This window comes from Actinomadura sp. 6K520 (genome assembly GCF_004349245.1).
Lineage (GTDB): Bacteria > Actinomycetota > Actinomycetes > Streptosporangiales > Streptosporangiaceae > Spirillospora.
The window spans coordinates 1-22786 of sequence record NZ_SMLC01000091.1 but is presented as its reverse complement, the minus strand read 5'-3'; the positions used below and the strand labels follow the sequence as shown (position 1 = coordinate 22786).

The 22786-nt window shown below is 71.1% G+C and carries 25 protein-coding genes and 1 pseudogene; 11 read left to right on the top strand and 15 right to left on the bottom strand.

Annotation, left to right across the window (positions count from 1 at the left end; translation table 11 throughout):
- Positions 1 to 62: 62 nt before the first annotated feature.
- The 6 genes from E1289_RS22805 to E1289_RS22785 all read left to right on the top strand — a co-directional run bounded on the left by E1289_RS22805 (position 63) and on the right by E1289_RS22785 (position 4136).
- Complete coding sequence (locus E1289_RS22805; protein WP_131983403.1) at positions 63 to 740, top strand: NUDIX domain-containing protein; 678 nt, start codon at positions 63 to 65, stop codon at positions 738 to 740.
- Between the two features lie 73 nt (positions 741 to 813).
- Positions 814 to 1095 (top strand): DUF6401 family natural product biosynthesis protein, encoded by a 282-nt coding sequence (locus E1289_RS22800; RefSeq protein WP_131983401.1) that lies wholly within the window; start codon positions 814 to 816, stop codon positions 1093 to 1095.
- Between the two features lie 70 nt (positions 1096 to 1165).
- On the top strand, positions 1166 to 2257 hold the full coding sequence (gene hisC, locus E1289_RS22795; protein WP_131983399.1) for a histidinol-phosphate transaminase: 1092 nt from the start codon (positions 1166 to 1168) through the stop codon (positions 2255 to 2257).
- 109 nt (positions 2258 to 2366) lie between these two features.
- A complete protein-coding gene (locus E1289_RS22790) occupies positions 2367 to 2843 on the top strand; it encodes a MarR family transcriptional regulator (protein WP_131983397.1) in 477 nt (158 codons plus the stop codon).
- A gap of 157 nt (positions 2844 to 3000) precedes the next feature.
- A complete protein-coding gene (locus E1289_RS38325; protein ID WP_165970578.1) occupies positions 3001 to 3171 on the top strand; it encodes a hypothetical protein in 171 nt (56 codons plus the stop codon).
- A 35-nt stretch (positions 3172 to 3206) separates the two neighbouring features.
- Entirely contained in the window at positions 3207 to 4136 is a 930-nt protein-coding gene (locus tag E1289_RS22785; protein WP_243713081.1) for an LLM class flavin-dependent oxidoreductase, read from the top strand.
- 108 nt (positions 4137 to 4244) lie between these two features.
- Here the strand turns inward: E1289_RS22785 and E1289_RS22780 are convergent, their stop codons facing one another.
- Together E1289_RS22780 and murA are read right to left on the bottom strand one after the other, a co-directional pair.
- Positions 4245 to 5573: a transcriptional regulator gene (locus E1289_RS22780; protein ID WP_184878956.1), complete on the bottom strand. Its 1329-nt coding sequence runs from the start codon at positions 5571 to 5573 to the stop codon at positions 4245 to 4247.
- 927 nt (positions 5574 to 6500) lie between these two features.
- Positions 6501 to 7787 (bottom strand): UDP-N-acetylglucosamine 1-carboxyvinyltransferase, encoded by a 1287-nt coding sequence (gene murA / locus E1289_RS22775; RefSeq protein ID WP_131983419.1) that lies wholly within the window; start codon positions 7785 to 7787, stop codon positions 6501 to 6503.
- Between the two features lie 272 nt (positions 7788 to 8059).
- On the opposite strand from murA, the gene E1289_RS22770 reads away from it, so the two are divergent.
- Positions 8060 to 9103, top strand: a complete 1044-nt coding sequence (locus E1289_RS22770; RefSeq protein ID WP_131983393.1) for a suppressor of fused domain protein — start codon at positions 8060 to 8062, stop codon at positions 9101 to 9103.
- A gap of 23 nt (positions 9104 to 9126) precedes the next feature.
- On the opposite strand, the gene E1289_RS22765 is transcribed toward E1289_RS22770, so the two are convergent.
- The 3 genes from E1289_RS22765 to purD all read right to left on the bottom strand — a co-directional run bounded on the left by E1289_RS22765 (position 9127) and on the right by purD (position 12698).
- Entirely contained in the window at positions 9127 to 9909 is a 783-nt protein-coding gene (locus E1289_RS22765; protein WP_131983391.1) for an MOSC N-terminal beta barrel domain-containing protein, read from the bottom strand.
- A gap of 28 nt (positions 9910 to 9937) precedes the next feature.
- A complete protein-coding gene (purB, locus tag E1289_RS22760; RefSeq protein ID WP_131983389.1) occupies positions 9938 to 11248 on the bottom strand; it encodes an adenylosuccinate lyase in 1311 nt (436 codons plus the stop codon).
- Between the two features lie 196 nt (positions 11249 to 11444).
- Positions 11445 to 12698 (bottom strand): phosphoribosylamine--glycine ligase, encoded by a 1254-nt coding sequence (purD, locus tag E1289_RS22755; protein WP_131983387.1) that lies wholly within the window; start codon positions 12696 to 12698, stop codon positions 11445 to 11447.
- A 324-nt stretch (positions 12699 to 13022) separates the two neighbouring features.
- On the opposite strand from purD, the gene E1289_RS22750 reads away from it, so the two are divergent.
- On the top strand, positions 13023 to 14120 hold the full coding sequence (locus E1289_RS22750) for a magnesium and cobalt transport protein CorA (protein WP_131983385.1): 1098 nt from the start codon (positions 13023 to 13025) through the stop codon (positions 14118 to 14120).
- Between the two features lie 5 nt (positions 14121 to 14125).
- Here E1289_RS22750 and E1289_RS22745 read toward each other — a convergent pair whose 3' ends face one another.
- The 7 genes from E1289_RS22745 to E1289_RS40180 form a co-directional block, all read right to left on the bottom strand.
- Positions 14126 to 14962: a glycerophosphodiester phosphodiesterase family protein gene (locus E1289_RS22745; RefSeq protein ID WP_131983383.1), complete on the bottom strand. Its 837-nt coding sequence runs from the start codon at positions 14960 to 14962 to the stop codon at positions 14126 to 14128.
- Between the two features lies 1 nt (position 14963).
- Positions 14964 to 16247 carry an adenylosuccinate synthase gene (locus E1289_RS22740; RefSeq protein ID WP_131983381.1) on the bottom strand — a complete coding sequence of 428 codons (1284 nt, stop codon included), beginning with the start codon at positions 16245 to 16247 and terminating at the stop codon, positions 14964 to 14966.
- A gap of 125 nt (positions 16248 to 16372) precedes the next feature.
- Positions 16373 to 16792: a DUF3151 domain-containing protein gene (locus tag E1289_RS22735; RefSeq protein WP_207929093.1), complete on the bottom strand. Its 420-nt coding sequence runs from the start codon at positions 16790 to 16792 to the stop codon at positions 16373 to 16375.
- 95 nt (positions 16793 to 16887) lie between these two features.
- Positions 16888 to 17472 carry a GNAT family N-acetyltransferase gene (locus E1289_RS22730; protein ID WP_131983377.1) on the bottom strand — a complete coding sequence of 195 codons (585 nt, stop codon included), beginning with the start codon at positions 17470 to 17472 and terminating at the stop codon, positions 16888 to 16890.
- A 46-nt stretch (positions 17473 to 17518) separates the two neighbouring features.
- Positions 17519 to 17968 carry a helix-turn-helix domain-containing protein gene (locus E1289_RS22725; RefSeq protein ID WP_131983375.1) on the bottom strand — a complete coding sequence of 150 codons (450 nt, stop codon included), beginning with the start codon at positions 17966 to 17968 and terminating at the stop codon, positions 17519 to 17521.
- A 103-nt stretch (positions 17969 to 18071) separates the two neighbouring features.
- A complete protein-coding gene (gene fbaA / locus E1289_RS22720) occupies positions 18072 to 19094 on the bottom strand; it encodes a class II fructose-bisphosphate aldolase (protein ID WP_131983373.1) in 1023 nt (340 codons plus the stop codon).
- Positions 19095 to 19097: 3 nt separating this feature from the next.
- Positions 19098 to 19220, bottom strand: coding sequence for a hypothetical protein (locus E1289_RS40180; RefSeq protein ID WP_279487439.1), 123 nt, complete (start codon positions 19218 to 19220; stop codon positions 19098 to 19100).
- Positions 19221 to 19274: 54 nt separating this feature from the next.
- Here E1289_RS40180 and E1289_RS22715 point away from each other — a divergent pair, with 54 nt between their 5' ends.
- Both E1289_RS22715 and E1289_RS22710 read left to right on the top strand, forming a co-directional pair.
- Entirely contained in the window at positions 19275 to 19994 is a 720-nt protein-coding gene (locus E1289_RS22715; protein ID WP_131983417.1) for a DedA family protein, read from the top strand.
- Positions 19995 to 20057: 63 nt separating this feature from the next.
- A complete protein-coding gene (locus E1289_RS22710) occupies positions 20058 to 20477 on the top strand; it encodes a hypothetical protein (protein WP_131983371.1) in 420 nt (139 codons plus the stop codon).
- 11 nt (positions 20478 to 20488) lie between these two features.
- On the opposite strand, the gene pyrE is transcribed toward E1289_RS22710, so the two are convergent.
- Entirely contained in the window at positions 20489 to 21025 is a 537-nt protein-coding gene (gene pyrE, locus E1289_RS22705; protein WP_131983369.1) for an orotate phosphoribosyltransferase, read from the bottom strand.
- Between the two features lie 79 nt (positions 21026 to 21104).
- Here pyrE and E1289_RS22700 point away from each other — a divergent pair, with 79 nt between their 5' ends.
- Positions 21105 to 21629: a hypothetical protein gene (locus tag E1289_RS22700; RefSeq protein WP_131983367.1), complete on the top strand. Its 525-nt coding sequence runs from the start codon at positions 21105 to 21107 to the stop codon at positions 21627 to 21629.
- A 30-nt stretch (positions 21630 to 21659) separates the two neighbouring features.
- On the opposite strand, the gene E1289_RS22695 is transcribed toward E1289_RS22700, so the two are convergent.
- Together E1289_RS22695 and E1289_RS22690 are read right to left on the bottom strand one after the other, a co-directional pair.
- Positions 21660 to 22304 carry a tetratricopeptide repeat protein gene (locus tag E1289_RS22695; RefSeq protein WP_243713080.1) on the bottom strand — a complete coding sequence of 215 codons (645 nt, stop codon included), beginning with the start codon at positions 22302 to 22304 and terminating at the stop codon, positions 21660 to 21662.
- 101 nt (positions 22305 to 22405) lie between these two features.
- Positions 22406 to 22786 (bottom strand): annotated as a pseudogene (locus E1289_RS22690) (NYN domain-containing protein); the annotation flags it as partial.

Below are 22786 nucleotides of genomic sequence, written 5' to 3'. Positions count from 1 at the left end.
GCGCGCCTGCCCGTTCGCGCGTCCGGGGGTGGGGCCGCCGCCCCACCAATAGACTCCACCCCATGCCCGTCCCGCGCCTCGCCGTTTCCGTTGATCTCGTCGTGCTCACCGTGCGGGAACAGCGCCTGTGCGCGCTGCGGTGGCGGCGCGACCGCGCGCCGTACGAGGGGGCGTGGTCGCTGCCCGGCGGGTTCATCCAGCTCGACGAGGACCTGCCTGTCGCCGCGTCCCGGCTGATGGCGGAGCGGGCGGGGCTCGCGGACGTGCGGATCCACCTCGAACAGCTCGCCACCTACGGGTACCCCGACCGCGATCCGCGCCAGCGGGTGGTCAGCGTCGCCTACCTGGGGCTCGCGCCGGACCTGCCCGCGTCCAGCCGCGCGCAGGTGCTGTGGACGGCCGTGGACGAGCTCGTCCACCGCGACCGGGCGGCGTTCGACCACCGGCGGATCCTGTGCGACGGGATGGAGCGGGCGCGGGCCAAGCTGGAGTACACGTCGCTGGCCGCCGCGTTCTGCCCGCCCGAGTTCACCGTCGCGGAGCTGCGCCGCGTCTACGAGATCGTGTGGGGGACGAGCCTCGACCCGCGGAACTTCCACCGCAAGGTCACCGGCGCCGACCGCTTCCTCATCCCCACCGACCGGACGACGACGCGGGACGGCGGCCGTCCGGCGCGGCTGTACCGGCGCGGCGACGCCGAGCAGCTGCGCCCGCCGATGCTCCGGCCGCGCGCCTCCTGAGCCGCGCTTCGCCCTCCTTCTTGAGCAGGGCCGATTTCAGTGCGTCGCCGGGTGGTTGCTAGTTTCGCGAGCCATGAACGGTGACTCGCCCGAAGCGCTCGTCATGCTCGTCCAGGACATCGGAGACGCCGGCATCGCGCAGATGGCCGACACCCCGGGACTGGCCGCGGCGGTCGACCAGCACGTCGCCAGCCTGCGGGAGGAACTCGGCGCCGCCGGCAGGCAGGAACTGCTGAGGTACCTGCACCGGTTCGCCGAGGACGCCGTCAACCGCGGCTGGTGGCCGGAGAACGTGCGCGACTGGGAGTTCGTCCGGATCGTGGCACTGTGCTGGATGATGCGGCATACCGCGTAACGGTGTACCGCGTGCCGGAAGGCGCTGCGTAGGCTGGCCCCATCACCCCTGTGCAATCTGGAGGACAACGGTGTCCGAGGCAACCACTCCGCGCTTCCGCTCCGTCCTCGACCGGTTCGTGGCTTACAAGCCCGGCAAGGTCGTGGTGTCGCCCGAGGGCCGCTCATTCAAGCTGTCGTCCAACGAGTCGCCGCACGGTCCGCTGCCGTCGGTCGTGGACGCGATCGGCGCGGCCGCCCGGAACGTCAACCGCTACCCCGACAACAACGCCACCGCGCTGACCGAGGAGATCGCGTCGTTCTGCGGCGTCCCCGCCGACCACGTCGCCGTGGGCTGCGGGTCCGTCGGGGTGACGCAGATGCTCCTGGAGGCCGTGGCCGAGCCGGGCGCCGAGGTGGTGTACGCGTGGCGGTCGTTCGAGGCGTACCCGCTGCTGGTGTCGCTGTCGGGCGCGACGGGCGTCCAGGTGCCGCTGCGGGACGAGACCCACGACCTCACCGCGATGGCCGACGCGATCACCGACCGGACGCGGCTGGTCTTCGTCTGCAACCCGAACAACCCCACGGGCACGGCCGTCCGCCGCGCCGAGCTGGAGGCGTTCCTGGACCGCGTCCCCGCCGACTGCCTCGTCGTGCTGGACGAGGCGTACCGCGAGTACATCCGCGACGACGAGGTCCCCGACGGCCTCACCCTCTACGGCGACCGCCCGAACCTCGCGATCCTGCGGACGTTCTCCAAGGCGTACGGGCTGGCCGGCCTGCGCATCGGCTTCCTCGTCGCGCACCCCGTGGTGGCGGAGTCGATCCGCAAGACGTTCCTGCCGTTCAGCGTGAACTCCGTGGCGCAGGCGGCGGGCGTCGCGTCGCTGCGGGCGACGGACGAACTGCTCGAACGCGTCGAGGGGACGGTGAAGGAGCGCGACCGCGTCCGCGGCGCCCTCGTCGAGGACGGCTGGGCGGTCCCGCCGACCGAGGCCAACTTCGTCTGGCTGCGCCTCGGCGAACGGACGATGGAGTTCTCCGACGCATGCGACGCCCAGGGGGTGAGCGTCCGCCCGTTCGCCGGTGAGGGCGCCCGCGTCTCGATCGGCTCCCCGGAGGAGAACGACGCCTTCCTGGCCGTGGCGAAAGCCTTCCCCCACCGCAATTGGCGACACGACTAGTTCGTGCTGGCAACGGCCAGGGAAACACGAGTACGCCCCGACAGGGGCATCCGGTGTCTGATTAGTTCGTCGTGCGAACTTTAGAGCGTGTCCGGGATACTCTGGCCGGGTGGCTAAGCATGAGGACGGCGGGGTCGGGATCGTGGGCGCGCTGGTGCGATCCTCGTTCCTGGTGAATGCCGTGTACGCCGAGTCGGGCAGGGAGTACGGGCTGACCCCGCAACAGGGGCAGTTGCTGTGCGTGCTGATGGCGCGGTCGTACGGCATGAGCGAGCTTGGGCCGATGCTGAGGCTGGCCAGATCGAGCCTCACCGGCCTGGTCGACCGGACCGAGCGCAACGGCCTGGTCCGGCGTGAACCGGATCCGCGGGACACGCGCGCGGTACGGGTCGCGCTCACGGACAGGGGTGCCAAGCTCGCCGCAGATTTCTACAACGAGACCTGCAGGCGGATCGAGGAACTGCCGGCGAGCCTCAGCCCGGCCGAGCGCGACGCGCTCGCCGGGCTGCTGGGGCGGGTCGTGCTGGACAACGAGGTTCCCGTCGTCTTCAAGGACCCGGACGAGGAGACCGCCGCCAACCAGTGAAATCGACACCTCCCGAACACCCGGGTTGTTGTTCGTAGTACGAACTGTTATTGTTCGCGACACGAACTCAAGCATTGTTCATGGGAGCGTGCAAATCATGAGCCGTACGGTAGTTGTCGTTGGCGGAGGCTACGGGTGCGCTAAGTTCGCCCGGGGGGTGTCGGCCGACCCGGGCATCACCGAGGAGATCATCGGCCGTTGGTTCGCCACGGGCGGCGGCGTTTTGGACGTGACGCCGGACGACGGCGCGTCGGCGAGGCTGGAGGAACTGTTCCCGCCGCCCGGCCCGAACGGGGTCAAGCCCGCACCTGAGGCGTACGCATGGTGACCCGCCATGGGGGTGACGGCGATGGAGCACACAGAGTGAAAGACAGAGCATCGTCCGCACATGAAGTCGTCTTCGGTTTCGGTGCGCACAGCGTCATCGACGACGGTCCGGCACTGACGCGGATGGTCCAGCAGGCCGACCGGGACGAACTGGACCTCTTCTCGCTGTCGGACCACCCCTACATCGGCCAGCGGCTCGATGCCTATGCCTCCATCGGCTTCCTTCTCGGGAGTACGCGCCACATCTCGGGCTTCGCCAACGTCACCAACCTGCCGACCCGGCCCGCCCCCATGCTGGCGCGGACGGTGACGTCGCTGTCGGCGCTGTCCGGCGGCCGTGTCGTCCTCGGCATGGGCGCGGGCGGGCTGTGGGACCGCATCGGCGACATGGGAGTGCCACGGCTCTTGCCGGCCGACGCCGTGGACGCCTTCGAGGAGGCGATCAGCCTGGTCAAGAAGCTGTCCGGTGGCGGTCCGCCGGTCACCCACCGGGGGCGCCACTATCGGGTGAACGAGATCGAGCCGGCTCCGGTGGCCGCGCCGCCCGTGTGGACGGGATCGGTCGGCCGCAGGTCGCTGGCCGCGACCGGCCGGGTGGCCGACGGTTGGATCCCCGGGCACGCGGCGGACTGGCTCAGCGAACGGTACCGGACGTCGCGACCGGTCATTGACGAGGCAGCCGCGGCGGCGGGCCGCCATCCGCGCGACGTCCGCACGGTCTTCAATCTCCCCGGACGCATCACCGACCGTCCGCTTCGCGCCACCCGCGAAGACGGCGGGCGCTGGATCGGCGGTTCGGCGGAACAGTGGGTCGAGGAACTGACCGGAGCGGTGCTGGAGCACGACGCGTCCGGATTCATGCTCTTCTCGCAGGGAGGGGGAACGCCGGACACGATGTCCCTCGGCCGCTGGTCCGGGGAGATCGTCCCGGCCCTGCGGGAAGCGATCGCGAAGGCAAGGGGCTGAGGGGCCGAGCGGGATGCCGGACGCCCCGCAGGCGTCCGGCCCGAATCCCAGGGAGGGCTGGTGAAGTGCGGCGACGCACTCCACCAGCCCTCCCTGTCCACGGAACCCTCAGCCGGTCTTCGCGGGCCCCAGCTTCTCGACGATGAGGCGGTAGAGCTGCCGGGGGCGGCCCGGCTGCGGTGTCCGGTTCGGGGGCAGCGGCCAGGCGAGGCCCTCCTCGACGAGGGTGCGCAGGAGGCGGCGGGCCGTGCGGGGCGTGACGCCGAGCATCTTGCCGGCGTTCTCCGCGTCCACGATCAGCGGCTGCTCCTGGTCACCGAGCTTGTCGGCGAGGCGCGCGAGGATCTCCAGGCCCTTGGGCTTGGCCTGCGGCGGCGTCCGCGGCGGGGTGCGCGGCGCGGGGACGAGGGCCCGGCCGTCGCGGTCCAGGGCGAAGCCCTGCGCCCGCTGCGAGCTCTGCGACCGGGCCAGTGCGGCGCGGGCGTGGTTCTCCGCCTCGTGCGCGGTGCGGCCCATCCCGATGCCGACCTCGATCGCGAGACCGAGTTCCTCGCGGACGCGTTCCACGAACGGCGGCGTCCGGAACCCCTCGGTGGACGCGGTGACCGAGCCGCGCGTCGCGATGACCAGGTAGCTGTGGTCGTCCAGCGGCCACACCGACGCGTTCATCCGGTGCGCCTCCTGGAGCAGCACCCGGTGCAGCGCGAGCTTCAGCTCGTCGCGCCAGTACCGCGGGGTGACGCGGCGCGGTGTCTCGCGCAGCGTCGGCACGTCCACCAGCACCACGACGAGCTGCGACTCCTCCAGCCGGTGGTGCGCGCCGAGCAGCGCCGCCGTCTGCAGGGAACTGCGGATCGCCGCGCCGGTCGGGCGGACCCGCAGCGTCGGCACCCCGGCCATCTCCATCCGCTCCGCGGTGGCGTGCACGCAGGTCATCGCGACGGTCGTCGCGCCGCGCCGCCACAGCCGCTCGTGGAAGGCGGCGAGCGTGCCGGGGCCCGCGGCCTCCTCGCGCAGGTGGACCTGCTCGGTGCCCAGGCTGATCTCGGAGTACGCCTCCTCGACCTCGGCGCGGCCGAGCACGTCGATGCTCACCCTGGCCGGGTCGAAGCGGTCGTCGAGGGAGGCCCGCAGCAGGGCGCCCTGCAGGGCGGCACCGTTCAGCGGGACGTACGTCGCGGGCATGGTCAGCACGCCCGCCTTGCGTGCGAAGTCATAGGGGACGGGACTGGCGAACAGGCATACGTCGACGCCCGATCCCAGCCGCACGACCTTGTCGGCCGCCTCCTGTTCGTCTCGGTATGCGGCGGCCACCAGCCGGCTCGGTACCGGCGTGGGGCCGTGGCCCATGAGCATGACCCTTTCGACCAGGTCATGCGGGCCTACGACGCCGATCGTGAGGTCGGGGGTGACCGATCCCGTTCGTGCGGCCGTCATCGATGATCGCTCGCTTCCGGTCCATCCTCTCGGCGGGGGTCCGACCCCGACCACGCGTTCGCGCACGCTCCGCCTAACGGTTGACTCATGGCTTGTCGCCCTGCCTTCTGCCCAGCACCGCAGTTCCCGTGCGATCCGCCTTCCCGCAGCCCCCTCCCACCACCCATCAGCGGAAGAGACCTTCTTCCCGCAGCCCCCACCCGCCACCCATCAGCGGAAGAGACCTTCTTCCCGCGCCCCCTTCCGCTTCCTGACAGCGGAGGGGACTCCCTCGTCACCCCGGCCCACCGACCAGAAGCGGAGGAACCCTTCTGCTGGCAGATCGGGTCAGGGCGGCGATGTGTGACACCCGGACGCGAAATCGAATCAAGAGTGCGGCGAAAAAGTAACCTACGGGACCCCCTGGTCAGTAATTTGTCACCATTCGGCCAGCCTTGATCCTGCATCTTCGGGTGTCCGAAGTTGAAAAACAAGACCCGAAAACACCCGAAGGGGCCTCCCACGGCGCTGGTGCGCACTAGAGAGACCCCTCCGGGGTGCGTTTGGTTTACCGGCGGGCGGTGGCTCGTCCGTCCCGCTGCCGGGCCGCGGGGAAAGACGAGTGATCCGTTGTTCCATGATCGGTGATCACTGACGGTGAATTTTCACCGCGTTACGGTCCGGCCGAAGCGGACCGTTCCACCGGTTTACTTCCCAGCTCAGCGGATTGTCAGGACGTCCCGCGGGGTGCCGTGATCAAGCGCTGTGTAGCCGCTCCGTAACGCATTGCCGCAACGACTTCCCGCCGCGGCGTTACAGCGCTCGTCAGGTGTCACGTCAAAGTTGGTCAGGATGGGGCCACAATCGGCCGAATCAAGCCGTCCGGATGTCCCCGTGCCGACCGGCGGCCCCCCGTGCCCCTGGCCCGTGCCGGCCGGCACGGGCCGGTTAGTCGGCCTCGCGGACGATCTCGGCGCCGAGCTGGGAGAGGCGCTCGGCGGTGTGGGCGTGCCCGCGGTCGAGGTAGTAGGCGGAGGTGATCGTCGTCTCGCCCTCGGCGGCGAGGCCGGCCAGCACCAGCGCGCTGCCGCAGCGCAGGTCGTGCGCCTCGACCTCGGCGCCGCGCAGGGGGCCCGGCCCGTTCACCTTCGCGCGGTTGCCGTCCACCTCGATGTCGGCGCCCATCTTGCCGAGCTCGTCGGCCAGCTTGAACCGGCCGTCGAAGATCCGCTCGTAGATGTAGGACGGGCCCTCCGCCAGGCAGGACAGCGCCATGATCGGGGACTGCAGGTCGGTGGCGAAGCCCGGGTACTCGTCGGTGATGACGTTGATCGGACGCAGCGTCCGCTCGCGGCGGACCTGGAGCACCGCGCCCTGCTGGTTGAACTCCACGCCCATCTGCTCCAGCTTGTCGGCGGCGACGCCGAGGTGCGCCAGGCTGGCGCCGACGAGGCTGAGGTCGCCGCCGGTGATCGCGGCGGCCATCACGAAGACGCCGGCGTCGATCCGGTCGGGCATCACGGTGTGCTCGACGGCGGTCAGCTCGTCCACGCCCTCGACGGTGATGAACCCGGTGCCGCCGCCGCCGATCTTGGCGCCCATCGCCTGCAGGATCGCGATGTTGTCCAGCACCTCGGGCTCCAGCGCCGCGTTCTTGATCAGCGTGGTGCCGTGCGCCAGCGCCGCCGCCATGATCAGGTTCTCGGTGCCGGTGTGCGACGGGGTGTCGCAGTAGAGCGTTCCGCCGCGCAGGTCGCCGGCCTTGATGTGGATGATGCCGTCGCCGTTGTCGGCCACGTGCTCGGTGACCGTGGCGCCCATCCGCTTGAAGCCGTTGTAGTGGAAGTCCAGGTTGCGGCTGCCGAGGTTGCAGCCGCCGACGCCCTCGATGACCGCCTCGCCGAGGCGGTGCAGCAGCGCCGGGACGAACAGGAACGACCCCCGGAACCGGGACGCGATCTCCGCGGGCAGCACGGGGCTGCTCAACGAGGAGGCGTCGATCACCAGGGTGCGCTCGGTCTCGTGCAGCTCGGCCTTCGCCCCCACGGCCCGCGCGAGCTCCACCGCCCGCCGCACGTCCTCGATGATCGGGACGTTGCGCAGCACGGTCCGTCCCTTGGCGGCCATCAGCGAGGCGCCGATCATCGGCAGGACGGCGTTCTTCGCCCCCTGGATGAATACGGTGCCGTGCAGCTGCCGGCCCCCGCGCACGCGGTACCGAACCTCGTGGCCCATGCTCATGCCGCCTAGTCTCCTTCTCGGGTGCGGAAAAACGTGCCTTCAGGTGGGAGCACGAGGGCTGAGCGCGCCGAACGGTGTCCCCCTCTGCGCCAACGCGACCCCAGTAAACCATCGGCTCGGACGTGTATTGCCCGTCCGAGCCACGGTGACGCCGGTTCTGCTCGTTGAGACACGCGAAGCGCCCGGAAGGTTCGCCTCCCACGGGAAATTCCCAAGGTGAGCGTAGGGGCGGCGTGGCGCCGGTGTGCGGTCTACGATGATCATCCATGGACGAATCGCCCGGTTGGGCCGCCATCGACGACGCCCTGCGACCCCTCTACGGGGACACCAGTCCACTGCACTTCGGAACCCTCCACAAATGGTCGATGGGCGGCCCTGACCCGCTCGACGGGATCAGCGTCTATCCCCGGACCGAGCCTGTTCCGCACTGGCACTGCGTCTCGTACGGCATGAGCGAGCTGTACACCAAGGATTCGCAGGTTCCGGACGAGTCGGGCTGGGGTTTCGAGTTCACGTTCCGCGTCGCCCGCGACCCGGGCGAGGAGATGCCGCCGGCGTGGGCGCTGAACCTGCTGCAGAACCTCGGCCGGTACGTGTTCGCCTCCGGCAACCGGTTCGGGCCCGGACACCACATGAACGCCAACGGGCCGCTCAGGGCGGACCACGAGGACTCCGAGATCCGCGCGGTCGCGTTCGTCGCCGACCCCGAACTCGGGGAGATCGCGACCCCGCACGGCCGGGTCGAGTTCCTGCAGGTCGTCGGGCTGGCGAGCGAGGAGTACGAGGCGCTGCGGCAGTGGAACGCCGACCGGATGATGGAGGTGCTCGCGCCGCATCTGCCGTTGTTCGTCACCGACGTCGACCGCCGGTCCCTGATGTCCCTCCCCGATGTCGCACGCGCAGTCGAGGACGGCAGTGCGCGGGACGGCTCCAGCGGCGGCCTCCTGTACGTGTCCCGGGCGGACTGGGAACGCGGCCCCGGGGCGACCACGCTGCGGATCGGCGCTCTTCAGGCACGGGCGATCGCCGACTCCCTCCAGTCCCGCCTCCCGTTCGGCCGCGAACTGATCCTGGAGGCCGACACCACCCGGCTCACCTTCCGCCCCGGCGAGGCGTTCGCCGTCGAGGAGCCGTTCGAGGACGTCCTGGACGTGCACGTCCCTCCGGCCGCCCTGGACGACCTCAGAGCCGCCCTCCGTCCCGTGGCCGGGAGCACGGCCGTCCCCTCGCTTCCCGGCCTCACCGTGGAGATCGTTCCGACCGCGATCAAGGACCGGTACGGCAACGAGACCGGCGAGGTCGTCGGCTGAACCGGTGATGCCGGCCGGTCGGCTCAGCGCGTTTCCAGGACCTCCACCGGGTCGCCGAGCGTGAGGGTGCCGAGGGTGCGGGGGACGCAGTTCTGGCCGAACTGGATGCCGCGGTCACGGGTGCGGTAGGCGGCGAGCGTCCGCAGCGGCTCGCGCCCGCGCTCGCCGGTCTCCTGGTCGGTGGTGGTGATGATGCAGCGGCTGCACGGCTTCACCGCCTCGATGACGGTCTCGCCGATGCGCAGGAGCCGCGCGGAGTCCTCGCCGTACGCGCCGAGTCCCTCGACGACGAGGCTGGGGCGGAACCGGTTCATCGGCAGCGGCTCGTCCAGGCGCCCGTTGAGGTCGGCGAGCGACTCGGCGGAGATCAGCAGCAGCGGGTAGCCGTCGGCGAACATCACCTCGCCGCCGCCGCGCGACGTCGGCCGGTGGCCGGTGAAGCGCACCAGCCGGCAGTCCCGGTCGAGCAGGGCCGAGAACCACGCGGCCGCCTCCTCGCCCTGGTCGACGCCCTGGCATTCCGCGCGGGCGACGGCCACGTCCCGGACCTCGCCGTCGCCGGTCGCCTTGTGCACGAGCGCCGGGACGTCCGGGGCGCGCACCGTGAGGACCTCGCCGTCGTAGGACGGACGCAGCAGCGCCATCTCCGCGTGGTCCCGCTGCGACAGGAAGCGGCCTTCGGGGGTGACGAGCATGAACTCGCGATCGAACCGGAGCCCGGTGGCCGCCAGTTCGGCGTGGCGCAGAGCGGTGCGGCCGGCGCTCTTGAGCGGGTAGATGTTCAGTTCGATCAGGGTCGCGGTCAAGGTCCCTCCCGTGGGGCCGGCGCAGGAGTCAGCGGAGTTCGGCCAGGCGGTCGAAGACCGGGCCGAGGCGTTCGACGAAACGCTCGGGGCGGCACACTTCATCCAGGCGCGCCTCGTCCAGCGTGAGGTTCGCCTCGGCGGCGTGCTTGCGCAGCGTCTCGCGGAACGGTGTGCCGCTCTCCCACGTCTCCATCGCGGCCTTCTGGACGAGTGGGTAGGCCTCGTCGTCGCGTGACATGCCCGCCTCGACCAGCTCCAGCAGCACGGTCGAGGTGTAGATGAGGCCGCCGGTCGAGTCCAGGTTGGCCCGCATCTGCCGCTCGTCCACGACAAGTCCGGACATGAGGCGATTGGTGAGGTGCAGCATGTAGTCGAGGGCGATGGACGCGTCCGGCAGCGCGATCCGCTCCGTGGACGAGTGCGAGATGTCGCGCTCGTGCCAGAGCGGGATGCCCTCCAGCACCGGGACGATCTGCGCCCGCACGATCCGCGCCATCCCCGCCAGCCGCTCGGAGATGATCGGGTTCTTCTTGTGCGGCATCGCCGACGAGCCCTTCTGGCCCTTGCCGAACGGCTCCCACAGCTCACGGACCTCGGTGCGCTGCCCGTGCCGGACCTCCAGCGCGACCGCCTCGCACACCGTGGCCATGATCGCCAGCGCGGACACCCACTCGGAGATCCCGTCCCGCATCACGACCTGCGTCGACACGTCCGCGCTCCGCAGCCCGAGCTTGCGCGCGACGTGCAGCTCGACCGCCGGGTCGATGTTGGAGTACGTCCCGACCGCGCCGGAGATCGCCATCACCCCGACGGCCTCCCCGGCGCGCCGGAGCCGGTCCCGGGAGCGGGCCATGGCGAACGCGAAGTCGGCGACGCGGTGCCCCCACACGTCCGGCTCGCCGTGGATGCCGTGCGTCCGCCCGACCCGCAGCGTCGCCCGGTGCGCCAGGGCGTGGTCCCGGAGCGTCGCGACGAGCGCGTCGGCCTTCGCCAGCAGGATGTCGGTCGCCTCGACGAGCTGCAGCGCGAGCGCGGTGTCGAGCAGGTCCGACGACGTCATGCCGAAGTGGACGTACCGGGCGGCCTCCCGGGGCTCGGTGTTGTCCGCCCACGCCGAGAGGAAGGCGATCACGTCGTGCTGCGTGACCGCCTCGATCTCGTGGACCGCCTCCGGCGTCGGCGGGGGCGCCTTGCGCACCGGCTCCACCACCTCCGGCGGGATCGTGCCGGCCTCGGCGTGGGCCTCGACGACGAGGACCTCCACCCGGCACCACAGCTCGTACTTGTGCGCGTCGCTCCAGACGCGCCCCATCTCCGGAAGTGTGTAACGCTCGATCACGTGTTCATTATGGCGTCGCCTTGGCGTCGGGCCTTGGGGGCCCTCCTTCGGCGGCACCGCGGTGCGATCGCTGCATCGCTACGTCTCGCCCTGGGGGCTCGCTGCGCGATCAGGTTTCTCGCAGGCTCGAAACCTGCCTTCGGACGCGATCGCGACGGCCGGGCTTGTTGCGTGGTTGCGGCGGTGGCCGGTGTGGTCACGTTGGCGGGGGCCCATTAAGGGTGGCGATGTCGGTGCGGTGGTGGGAGCCGCGGAGGGTGATGTGGGACAGGGCCTCGTAGGCGGTGGCGCGGGCGGTGGGCACGTCGGGGCCGGTTCCCACGACGTTCAGGACGCGGCCGCCGTTCGCGATGAGGCGTCCGTCCGCGTCCAGTTTCGTGCCCGCCTGGAGGACGTAGGCACCCTCGACCTCGGCGGCCTCGTCCAGGCCCGTGATGATGTCGCCCTTCACCGGGGCGGCCGGGTAACCCTCCGCGGCCAGGACGACGGTGACGGCCGCGCCGGGACGCCATTCCGGGCGGAACTGCGGGTCGAGGCCCCCGATCGCGCAGGCTTGCAGCAGCGACGCCAGGGGTGTGGCCAGGCGGTCCAGGACGACCTGGGCCTCGGGGTCACCGAAACGGGCGTTGAACTCCACCACGCGCACGCCCTTGGACGTCAGCGCCAACCCCGCGTACAGGACACCGACATAGGGGATCTCGCGGCGTCGCATCTCGTCCACGGTGGGCTGGACGACCGTGGACATGACCTCGTCCACAAGGCCGGGCGGTGCCCAGGGCAGCGGCGTGTAGGCGCCCATGCCGCCCGTGTTGGGTCCGTCGTTGCCGTCGTAGGCGCGCTTGAAGTCCTGCGCGGGAAGCAGCGGAACGGCGTGCTGCCCGTCGGACAGGGCGAACAGGGAGACCTCGGGGCCGTCCAGGAACTCCTCGATCACGACCCGCTCGCAGGACGTGGCGTGCTCGTGCGCGGCGGCGCGGTCCTCGGTCACGACGACGCCCTTGCCCGCGGCCAGGCCGTCGTCCTTCACCACGTAGGGCGGACCGAAGGAGTCCAGCGCCTCGTCCGCCGCCGCGGCGGACTCGCAGATCCGCGCGTCGGCGGTCGGGACCCCCGCCTTCGCCATGATCTCCTTCGCGAACGCCTTGGACGCCTCGATGCGGGCGGCGGCGCGGTCGGGCCCGAAGCACGGGACCCCCGCCCTGCGCAGCGCGTCGCCGACCCCCGCGACCAGCACCGCCTCGGGGCCCGCGACCACCAGGTCGGCCCGCAGCCGCCCGGCCAGCTCCGTCACCGCGACCGGATCGGTCGGGTCGAGCCGGTGGTTGGCCGCGATCTCGGCCGTGCCCGGGTTGCCCGGGGCGCAGTGGAGGGCGGTGACGGCAGGGTCGCGGTGCAGGGCGCGGGCGAGCGCATGCTCGCGGCCACCCGATCCAAGGACGAGTACTCGCACGTCACGCGAGCATACTGGGCGCCGGGGCGGCGGACCCCCGGGTGACCGCACTCACGTCGGGGGCCAGCGAACATATCCGTTCTGGACGGCGTCTCAAATGTCGGCTGATAGGCTGCCACCGGCTTGACCGAGGTGTGAAAGGAGGTGGTCGGGATGAGTCCTGGTGATCCTTGCGGTTCGCCGGAAAACCCTCACAGTCCGAACCGGACTGTCCGACCGTCCGCCTCCATCTGGCGTCCGGCCATCGCCTTCGCGCGCTCCCTTCGCTGACCAGCCTGGGTTGAGCGCGCGCTCCGTGCGTGGCCGGCGGGTTAGGAGCACCTCATGGCCATGACACGAGTCCGCCCGAGCCGCGTCCTGTTCAAGACGCGCGGCCGGCCCACCGGCGTCCAGGCGCCGCACCGCGGCTCCGCCGTCATCGACTGGGCCGCCTACATCGACGGGCACCGCGTCTCCACCGACACCGTCGCCGACGCCGTCCGCCTCATCCGCGACGGCCGCCTCGTCCCCGACGGCGACAGCGCCGGTTACGTCTGGGTCGGCCTCCACGAGCCGTCCGCCACCGAGCTCGCCGACCTCGCCGAGGTCTTCGGCCTCCACCCGCTCGCCGTCGAGGACGCCATCCACGCCCACCAGCGGCCCAAGCTGGAGCGCTACGACGACGTCCACTTCGTCGTCATGAAGACCGTCGGGTACGTCGCGAGCGGCCCCGCCTCCGCGCCGGGCGGCACCGAGGTCGTCGAGACCGGCGAGATCATGCTGTTCTGCGGCCCCGACTTCGTCGTCACGGTCCGCCACGGCGCCCACGGCGAGCTCGGCTCCGTCCGCCGCGACCTGGAGAAGCAGCCGGAACGCCTCGCGCTCGGCCCCGCCGCCGTCGTGCACGCCGTCGCCGACCGCGTCGTCGACGGCTACGTCTGCGTGGCGGACGCCGTCATGGAGGACATCGACGAGGTCGAAGAGGCCGTCTTCTCCCCGGAGCGCACCGACGAGTCCCGCCGCATCTACCGCCTCAAGCGCGAGGTCATCCAGCTCAAGCGCGCCGTCGGCCCCCTCGCCGGCCCGCTGCGCAACCTCTCCGGCCGCCGCTTCGTCCCGGCCGAGATAAAGGAGTACCTCCGCGACGTCGAGGACCACCTCACCCGCGTCCGCGAGCAGGTCGAGTCCTACGACGAGCTCCTCAATCCCATCCTCCAGGCCCACATGACCCAGGTCACCGTGGCCGACAACAAGGACATGCGCAAGATCTCCGCCTGGGGCGCCATCTTCATGGTCCCCACCGCCATAGCGGGCGTCTACGGCATGAACTTCGACTTCATGCCCGAGACCCGCTGGCGCTTCGGCTACCCCATGATCCTCTGCGTCATAGCCATGGCCTGCTTCTCCCTCTACCGGGGTTTCCGCCGCAACGGCTGGTTGTAGCGCCTCTAGCGGTTCGCGCGCAGGTGTTGGAGGCGATCGGGGTAGTCGGTGACCAGGGCGTCGGCCCCGTAGTGGGTGAAGCGGGCCGCCTCTTCCGGGGTGTTCACCGTCCAGACGGCCACCTGGAGGTCGTGGGCGTGGGCGCTGGTCACCAGGTCCGGGGTGGTCATGGCGTGTTCCGGGGACAGGACGGTTGCGCCTATCCTCGCGGCGGCGCTCACCGGGTCGTCCGGGGGCAGACCGGCGAGCCAGGGCGTGTCCGGGAGGACGGTCTTGCGTTCGACCAGGGCCACGCGCGTGAAGGCGGGGTGGTCGCGGAGGGCCACGGTCAGGACGCGCCAGTCGAAGGCGAGGATGCGGGAGCGGCCGGCCAGGCCCGCGGACGTCAGCACGGCCGCCACGGCGTCCGTGAGGCGCTCCACGGCCTCGATGGGCCATCCGGGGTCGGTCTTGAGCTCCACGGCCAGCGTGACGCCCGTGGGGGCCAGCAGGGCACATGTCTCGGCGAGGGTCGGGATGACCGCGCCGGGGACGGGGATCTGGGTGAACGCCTCGTGGCGGCGGGTGCCCGCGTCGACCGTGCGGAGCTGGGCGGCCGTCAGGTCCCGGACGCGCTTGCCGACGTAGGGGAAGGCGGGGTCGCCGGGCCAGGCGGGGGCGGTGTCGGCGAGGTTCACCGGGGAGAGCGTCTGGTCGTGGTTGAGGACGACCGTGCCGTCGGCGGACATGCCCACGTCCAGTTCGATCGCGTCCACGCCCAGTTCCAGGGCGCGGGCGAAGCCGGGCAGCGTGTTCTCCGGGCGGAGACCACGCGCCCCCCGGTGGCCGTGGACCTCGACCACGTCAGACCAGGGACCGCAGTGACAGGGTCTGGTCGCGCCCGGGGCCGACGCCGATCGCGGAGATACGGCAGCCGGACATCTCCTCCAGGGCGCGGACGTACGCCCGCGCGTTGGCCGGGAGGTCCTCGAAGGTCTTTGCGCCGGTGATGTCCTCCTGCCAGCCGTCCAGGTACTCAAGGACGGGCTTGGCGTGGTGGAACTCGGTCTGCGTCATGGGGAGCTCGTCCACACGCCGACCGTCGATCTCGTAGGCGACGCACACCGGGACGCGCTCCAGGCCGGACAGCACGTCCAGCTTCGTGAGGAAGTAGTCCGTGATGCCGTTGACGCGGGTGGCGTAGCGGGCGATGACGGCGTCGAACCATCCGCAGCGGCGGTCGCGTCCCGTGGTGACGCCGTACTCCCCGCCGGCCTTGCGCAGGTACTCGCCCTGCTCGTCCAGCAGCTCGGTGGGGAACGGTCCGGAGCCGACGCGGGTCGTGTACGCCTTGATGATGCCGATCACCCGGGTGATCTTCGTCGGGCCGACGCCGGAGCCCGCGCACGCGCCGCCCGCCGTCGGGCTGGACGACGTCACGAAGGGGTAGGTGCCGTGGTCGATGTCCAGCAGCGTGCCCTGCGCGCCCTCCAGCAGGACGACCTTGTCGTCCTCCAGGGCCTTGTTCAGGACGGTCGCGGTGTCGGCGACGAACGGCCGGAGCCGCTCGCCGTAGGCCAGGTACTCCTGGACGATCGGCCCCGTGTCGATGCGGCGCCGGTTGTAGACCTTGGTGAGGACCTGGTTCTTCTCGCGCAGCGCCAGGTCGAGCTTCTGCGTGAGGATGTTCGGGTCGAACAGGTCCTGGACGCGGATGCCCATCCGGTTGATCTTGTCGGCGTAGGCCGGGCCGATGCCGCGTCCGGTGGTGCCGATCCGGGCCTTGCCGAGGTACCGCTCGGTGACCTTGTCGAGGGCCCGGTGGTGCGGCATGATCAAATGCGCGTTCGCCGAGATCAGCAGGCGCTCGCAGGAGATGCCGCGGTCCCGCAGGCCGTCGATCTCGCCCAGCAGCACGGCCGGGTCGATCACCACGCCGTTGCCGATCACGGGCACGACGTCCGGCGACAGCACCCCGGACGGCAGCAGGTGGAGCGCGTAGCTCTTGTCGCCGATGACGACGGTGTGGCCCGCGTTGTTGCCGCCCTGGTAGCGGACGACGTACTCGACGTCCCCGCCGAGGAGGTCCGTGGCCTTGCCCTTGCCCTCGTCTCCCCACTGCGCCCCGACCAGAACGATGGCAGGCATGCCACTTTCCCTTCCCACGACGAAGGCCCCTGTCGCCGCAAGTAGCGATGGGGCCTCTTGCGATCAAAGCCTACCTTTCCGCGGAAGCTGAGGAAACCGCACCTCACCTCCCGCGGAACGCTCGATCAGCTCGCCAGGACGTCCGCGGCGGTGGGGCTGCTGTCGCGGAGGAAGGTCCTGCAGCGCTCGGCCTCGTGGTCCTCGCCGATGGCGGCCGCGGCCCGGCCGAGGGCGTGCAGGGCGCGCAGGAAGCCGCGGTTGGCCTCGTGCTCCCAGGGGACGGGCCCGTGGCCCTTCCAGCCGGCGCGGCGGAGCTGGTCGAGCCCGCGGTGGTAGCCGGTGCGCGCGAAGGCGTAGGAGTCGATGACGCTCCCGTTGGCGAAGGCGCGGTCCGCCAGCTCGGCCCACGCGCCGGTGTAGTCGGGGTGGCGCGCGGCGACCTCGAACGGGTCGATGCCGTTCTCCAGTGCCGTCCGGGCCTCTTCGTTGTCCGGCAGTTCGGTCGGAGGAGGCCCGCCGAGCAGGTTCTGGGTCATGCGCCTCATCGTAGGCAGCCCCGCCGCGATGCCATCAACCCGGGTCGGACCGGTGCCCGTCACGGTCGCGTCAGGAAGTTCGCGCGGGGGCGGGCAGTCCACCCCTAAAGCGCTGCGCGCTCGCGGACCGCCGTGTTCGCCCTCGCCTCCGCGGCCGTGCCGGTCGCGGCCATCGTCGCGAGGTGCACGTGGAAGTGGGCGGAGCCGCCGTCGGTGGTGGAGCGGGCGGCGGGCCAGCCGTGGTGGACGAAGCGCAGCGCTGGGCGGTTGGTGAGGATGACGTCCGCGTCGAACTCGGTGATGCCGCGCCGTCCGGCGAGCTCGGAGAGGCAGCCGACCAGGACGGACCCGAGGCCCTGGCGCTGCCAGGGGTCGGCGACGAGCACGGCGATGTCGGCGCGCCAGGGCCGCTTCTTGCCGCGGACGTACTCGGCGATGCCGACGATGTCGTCGCCGTCCAGGGCCACCAGGGCGTCGCGGTCCCAGTGGTCGAGCCCGTCGAGCAGGCCGACGTAGTGGTCGGGGAGCCGGGGCGTGCCCGAGAAGAACCGGGTGTAGAGGCTGGCGGCGGAGAGGCGGTCCGACATCCGGTGGACGCGGTCGTGGTCGGTGATCCCGTACGGGCGGATCCGGAGGTCGTCCAGCGCGGGGTCAATGTGGGCGGCGTTGCGCACATCGAGTTGCTTCATGAAACTTATTGGACCGCATTAAGTTGCGTGAAGCAACTATGAATTCTCAGGCGCCGGGCCCGAGGCGTGGTTCAACGTCGGACGGGCCGAGGGGGCTGCCGCAGACGTCGCAGGTGAACCGCGGCGTCAGGCCGCCCTCGCAGCCGCGGTGCCCGACGATCAGCGGCGGGCCCCCCGGGGCGTAGTGGCGGTCGCCCCACATCAGCAGGGTCATCATCGCCGGCCACAGCTCGACGCCCTTGCGGGTGAGCCGGTACTCGAAGCGCTCCGGGCGCTCCTGGTACGGGACGCGGCGCATGATCTCCTCGTCGCACAGCCGGTTCAGCCGGTCGGTGAGGACGTTGCGCGCCACGCCCAGCGCGTCCTGGAAGTCGTCGAAGCGCCGCACGCCCTCGAAGGCGCTGCGGATGAGCAGCAGTGTCCACCGGTCGCCGATGACCTCAAGCGACCGGGCGATCGAGCAGTTCTGTGTCTCGTAGGTACGGGGCAGTGCCACCCGGCCAGCCTACCCGCGGTTTCGTCAAGCAACCCGAGGGCCGGGCGGGCCCGGCGCCCGCCGAATCGAGCGTCGCGCCGCCCGGCCCCCGCCGGTTCGTCCGCTACTTGAGCTTCTGGCCCGCGGACTGGAGGCTCTCCGCGGCCTGCACGATGCGCGCGGCCATCGACGCCTCGGCGGCCTTGCCCCACGAGCGCGGGTCGTACTGCTTCTTGTTGCCGACCTCGCCGTCGATCTTCAGCACGCCGTCGAAGTTGCGGAACATGTGCTCGGCGACCGGGCGGGTGAACGCGTACTGGGTGTCGGTGTCGACGTTCATCTTGATGACGCCGTACGACACCGCCTCGCGGATCTCCTCCAGCGTGGAGCCCGAGCCGCCGTGGAACACCAGGTCGAACGGCTTCTCCTTGCCGTACTTGGCGCCGACCGCATCCTGGATCTCCTTGAGCACCTCGGGACGCAGCTTGACCGAGCCCGGCTTGTAGACGCCGTGCACGTTGCCGAACGTCGCCGCGAGGATGTAGCGGCCCTTCTCGCCCACGCCGACGGCCTCGGCGGTCGCGAGCGCGTCACCCGGCGTCGTGTAGAGCTTCTCGTTGATCTCGTTGGCGACGCCGTCCTCCTCGCCGCCGACGACGCCGATCTCCATCTCCATGATGATCCGGGCCTTGGCGCACTCCTCCAGGAGCTCCTCGGCGATCCGCAGGTTCTCGTGCAGCTCGACGGCGGACCCGTCCCACATGTGCGACTGGAACAGCGGCTCCTCGCCGCGCGCCACCCGCTCCTGCGAGATCTTGACCAGCGGGCGCATGAAGCCGTCCAGCTTGTCCTTGGGGCAGTGGTCGGTGTGCAGGGCGATGTTCACCGGGTACTTGGCGGCCACGACCCGGGCGTACTCCGCCAGCGCGGTCGAGCCCGTGACCATGTCCTTGACGGTGGAGCCCGAGAGGTACTCGGCGCCCCCGGTGGACACCTGCACGATGCCGTCGCTCTCCGCCTCGGCGAAGCCGCGCAGCGCGGCGTTCAGCGTCTGGCTGGACGTCACGTTGATCGCGGGGAACGCGAAGCCGTCGCGCTTCGCACGGTCGAGCATCTCCGCGTAGACCTCGGGCGTTGCGATGGGCATTGATCAGCGTCCTTTCAATGGGTCGGTGCCGGTGGGCATCCGGCCGGGCGGATGCACCCGGTCGTGCACGTACCCGGGGTGAGCGCCCGGCCACACGATTTCCGGGTCGGGCATGCCGTCCGCCATCAGTATCCCGCCTTCTCGGAGCGTGTGGAAAGGTACGCTCGCCGTGTGGAGCTCATGACCCTTCCCCTCAGCATCACCGAGTGGCTGCATCCGACCGCCTGGCTGCAGCTCTTCGGCACGTTCGCGACGATCGGCGTCATCGCCATCATCTTCGCCGAGACCGGACTGCTGTTCGGCTGTCTGCTACCCGGTGACTCACTGCTGTTCACGGCGGGGATCCTCACGGCGGTCTCGACCGTCAACGGGCAGGAGTTCCAGCCGCTGTCGCTGCCCTGGCTGATGATCGGCGGCCCGATCGCGGCGGTCGCCGGCGCGCAGACGGGCCACTGGCTCGGCGAGCGCTACGGCCGCCGGCTCTTCGACCGCCCCGACTCCCGGATCTTCCGGCAGGAGTGGGTCGAGAAGGCGGAGTACTACTTCAACCGGTTCGGTCCCGCCAAGGCGGTGGTGCTGGCCCGGTTCATCCCGATCGTGCGGACGTTCCTCAACCCGCTCGCCGGGATGCTCGGCATGGACCGCAAGAAGTTCTTCGTCTGGAACACGGTCGGCGGCGTGCTCTGGACGGAGTCGCTGTTCCTGCTCGGTCACTTCCTCGGCGCCAACGTGCCGGAGATCGAGTCCTACATCCTGCCCGGCGTGGTGGTGATCGTCCTGCTCTCGCTCATCCCGATCATCCGCGAGGTGATGAAGGGCGGGCCAAAATCGGACCGGGGTCCGAATAAGAATGGCCCCGAAGAGTCACGTCCGTCGCTCAGCGGTGACAGTTATCGCTAACCTCCCCATGTGGGACGTCATCGGTCGGACCCTAGGGGTCTCGCGCGCATTCTGATCGCGGTCGTGGCCGTGATGGCCGCCCTGGCACTTCTCGTCGTGGGCGCCATGGCACTGGTCGACGCGATATCCGGCGAGCCCGAGCAGAAGGGCCCGGTCACATCCGGAGCGCCGTCCGGCGGTGGTGGCGGGGGTGGGGGCGACCCATCCCCGACCAACAACGCCACCTCGCCGCAGTCGGCGGTCCCCCTGGTGATCCGCGTGATCGGCCAGCCCACCACCGTCGTCGTCCGGGTCGCCGACGCCGAGGGCAAGGTGCTCACCAACAGCCAGCTCAGCAACGGCGACATCCTCCAGTACGACGAGGCCCCCCTCCAGGTCGTCGCAACCAACGGCGGCTCACTGCAGGTGACCATCTACGGCGAGGTTCAGCCGCGGAAGCCGAACGGGCAGCGCGGCCAGTGGTTCGTCGGTGACCGTTCCTAACCGCGTTCGATTCAGGCCAGGCCGAGGTCTGCGACGTCGTAGGGGTGGCGGTAGGTGAGGTTCTCCCCGGCGATGCGGCCGGCCGCGCCGCGCTCCAGGATCGTCGCGACCGCCACGACCTCCGCGCCCGCCTCCCGCAGCGCCGCCACCGCCGTGAGCACGGATCCGCCGGTGGTCGAGGTGTCCTCCACGGCCAGCACCCGGCGGCCCGCGACGTCCGGGCCCTCGATGCGCCGCTGCAGCCCGTGGGCCTTGCCGGCCTTGCGGACGACGAACGCGTCCAGCGCGCGGCCGCGGGCCGCCGACGCGTGCAGCATCGCCGCGGCCACCGGGTCGGCGCCGAGCGTGAGCCCCCCGACGGCGTCGTAGCCGAGGTCGGCGGTCTCGTCCAGCATGACCCGTCCCACCAGCGGCGCCGCGGTCCCGTCCAGCGTCACCCGGCGCAGGTCCACGTACCAGGACGCCCGCTTCCCCGAGGACAGCACGAAGTCCCCGTGCACCACGGCCTTGTCCTTGATCATCTGAAGCAGCTCTTCGCGATCGCTCACGTCACGACCCTATTCACCCGGGTCGTCCACCCCGCGTCCGGCGCCCGCGTCCGCCGTGTACGGTGCCGTGGGGGGTGACATGACGCCGGGAACGCTGGTCCTGCTGCACGCGCCGGACGCCGGCGCGAAATCCTGGGGCGATCTGCCGGAGATGCTCCGCTCGTACGGGCTGGACGTCGTCGCGCCGGACGTGGCCGACACCGGCCCCCGCTACATCGCCCGCGCCTCGCTGATCATCGCGGCGACCGATCCGGTGGCCCCGCTGGTCCTCGTCGCCCACGGCGCCGCCGGGCCGCTGCTGCCCGGCATCTCGCTGGCCCAGCGCGCCGCGCACCGTCCCGTGGGCGGTTACCTGTTCGTGGACGCCGATCTCCCGCGTCCGCTGCACCTGCACGGCGAGGGCTCGCCCCACGATGAGCTTCCGATGCCCCCAGATTGGCCGGAGGCGCCCTGCGGCTACCTCCGGACCCATCCGGGCCGGGCCGCCTCCGCCAAGCACGATGAGGCCCTTAGAGAGGCGCGGCTGCGCGGCTGGCCCGTGACCGAGCACGAGCCCCCGGCCGCCGTGGCCCAGTCCTTGAGCGAACTGGTCACCCTCCTGTAGCCGCCACCCCACTCGGGGCGGGGGTGGGGGTCAGCCGTTCTTGAGCAGGTCGTCCAGGAGGGCGTCGTAGTCGTCTTCGCCTCGGCCCAGGTCTATGCGGGCGCGGTAGCGGAGGCGGAGGAGGGCTTCGAGGCTGTCCTCGGCGATGTTGACGTCGTCCGGACCCGAGACGACCGCGTCCGGCTCGGGGCCACCGCCGCCACCGCTGCCGCCGCCGCTGCCGACGCCGGCGCGTTCGCGCAGGGCGAGGACCACGTCGGCGCCGCTGGTCGCCCATTCGTGGGCGCCGGTCGCGTCGCCCTGGGCGTAGAGCACCTCCGCGACGGCGCGGTACACCTCGGGGTCACGCGGCTTGTCGGCGCGGATCTGGTCGACGAGCGTGCGGGCCTCGTCGGCGCGGCCCAGCTCGAACAGGGCGTCCGCGAGGTAGGCGCGCGGATCGCCGTAGGTCTCCCCGCCGTCCTCCACGGCCCGGCGGTACAGCTCGGCGGCCTTGGCGTGGTTGCCCGCGTGCTGCCACTGCTCACCGGCGCGCAGCAGGACGTTGGCGCGCGACACCCCACCGGACACCGACTCGGCCAGCTCGCCGAGCCGGCGCGCCGCCGAGATGTGATCGCCGGTGCGCAGGGTGTCGAACTCCAGGTCGTCGAGATCGTCTTCCGTCACATGCGTCACGCTTCAACGCTACCCGTCGGCACGCGGCCGAAGCGGCCGAATCAGTGATGATCGCGCAATACCGGTGCGTACCCGTCAGATGACCTGGGCAGATGCCCGGATCAGCGGCGGGAACGTTCTAGGGCGTCCCAGAATCCGCGGCGCAGCGCGTGCCGCACCTCGTCGTGCAGCAGGAAGTCGATGGGCAGCGAGGACCCCTGCAGGAGCCGCGCCTCCAGGTCGGAGGGCATCCGCGGCTTGCGGGCGAGGACGGCCTCCAGCCACAGCGCGGGCGCGTCGCGGGCGACGGACTCGCCGAAGTCCTGGCCTTCCTGGTGGGCGGCCTTGACCGCGTCCGCCAGCGTCGGGGCGTTCTGCTGCGCGGGGACGGGCGAGACCTGCTGCGGGCCGGTGTAGGGGCCGGCGTGGTGGCCGCCCGAGGCCATCGTCTGCGGCGGGGGCGGCGGCGAGGGTGCCGGGACGGGCGACGAGGAGTACTGGGG

What these genes read in the sequence shown, in the direction of transcription:
- E1289_RS22700 (WP_131983367.1), top strand. Translation starts at nt 21,105, where the DNA reads ATGACGCCGGGAACGCTGGTCCTGCTGCACGCGCCGGACGCCGGCGCG.
- E1289_RS22805 (WP_131983403.1), top strand. Translation starts at nt 63, where the DNA reads ATGCCCGTCCCGCGCCTCGCCGTTTCCGTTGATCTCGTCGTGCTCACC.
- E1289_RS22715 (WP_131983417.1), top strand. Translation starts at nt 19,275, where the DNA reads ATGACCCTTCCCCTCAGCATCACCGAGTGGCTGCATCCGACCGCCTGG.
- fbaA (WP_131983373.1), bottom strand. Translation starts at nt 19,094, where the DNA reads ATGCCCATCGCAACGCCCGAGGTCTACGCGGAGATGCTCGACCGTGCG.
- E1289_RS22770 (WP_131983393.1), top strand. Translation starts at nt 8,060, where the DNA reads ATGGACGAATCGCCCGGTTGGGCCGCCATCGACGACGCCCTGCGACCC.
- E1289_RS22740 (WP_131983381.1), bottom strand. Translation starts at nt 16,247, where the DNA reads ATGCCTGCCATCGTTCTGGTCGGGGCGCAGTGGGGAGACGAGGGCAAG.
- murA (WP_131983419.1), bottom strand. Translation starts at nt 7,787, where the DNA reads ATGGGCCACGAGGTTCGGTACCGCGTGCGCGGGGGCCGGCAGCTGCAC.
- E1289_RS22730 (WP_131983377.1), bottom strand. Translation starts at nt 17,472, where the DNA reads ATGAAGCAACTCGATGTGCGCAACGCCGCCCACATTGACCCCGCGCTG.
- E1289_RS22780 (WP_184878956.1), bottom strand. Translation starts at nt 5,573, where the DNA reads ATGACGGCCGCACGAACGGGATCGGTCACCCCCGACCTCACGATCGGC.
- E1289_RS22735 (WP_207929093.1), bottom strand. Translation starts at nt 16,792, where the DNA reads ATGAGGCGCATGACCCAGAACCTGCTCGGCGGGCCTCCTCCGACCGAA.
- E1289_RS40180 (WP_279487439.1), bottom strand. Translation starts at nt 19,220, where the DNA reads ATGGCGGACGGCATGCCCGACCCGGAAATCGTGTGGCCGGGCGCTCAC.
- E1289_RS22800 (WP_131983401.1), top strand. Translation starts at nt 814, where the DNA reads ATGAACGGTGACTCGCCCGAAGCGCTCGTCATGCTCGTCCAGGACATC.
- E1289_RS22750 (WP_131983385.1), top strand. Translation starts at nt 13,023, where the DNA reads ATGGCCATGACACGAGTCCGCCCGAGCCGCGTCCTGTTCAAGACGCGC.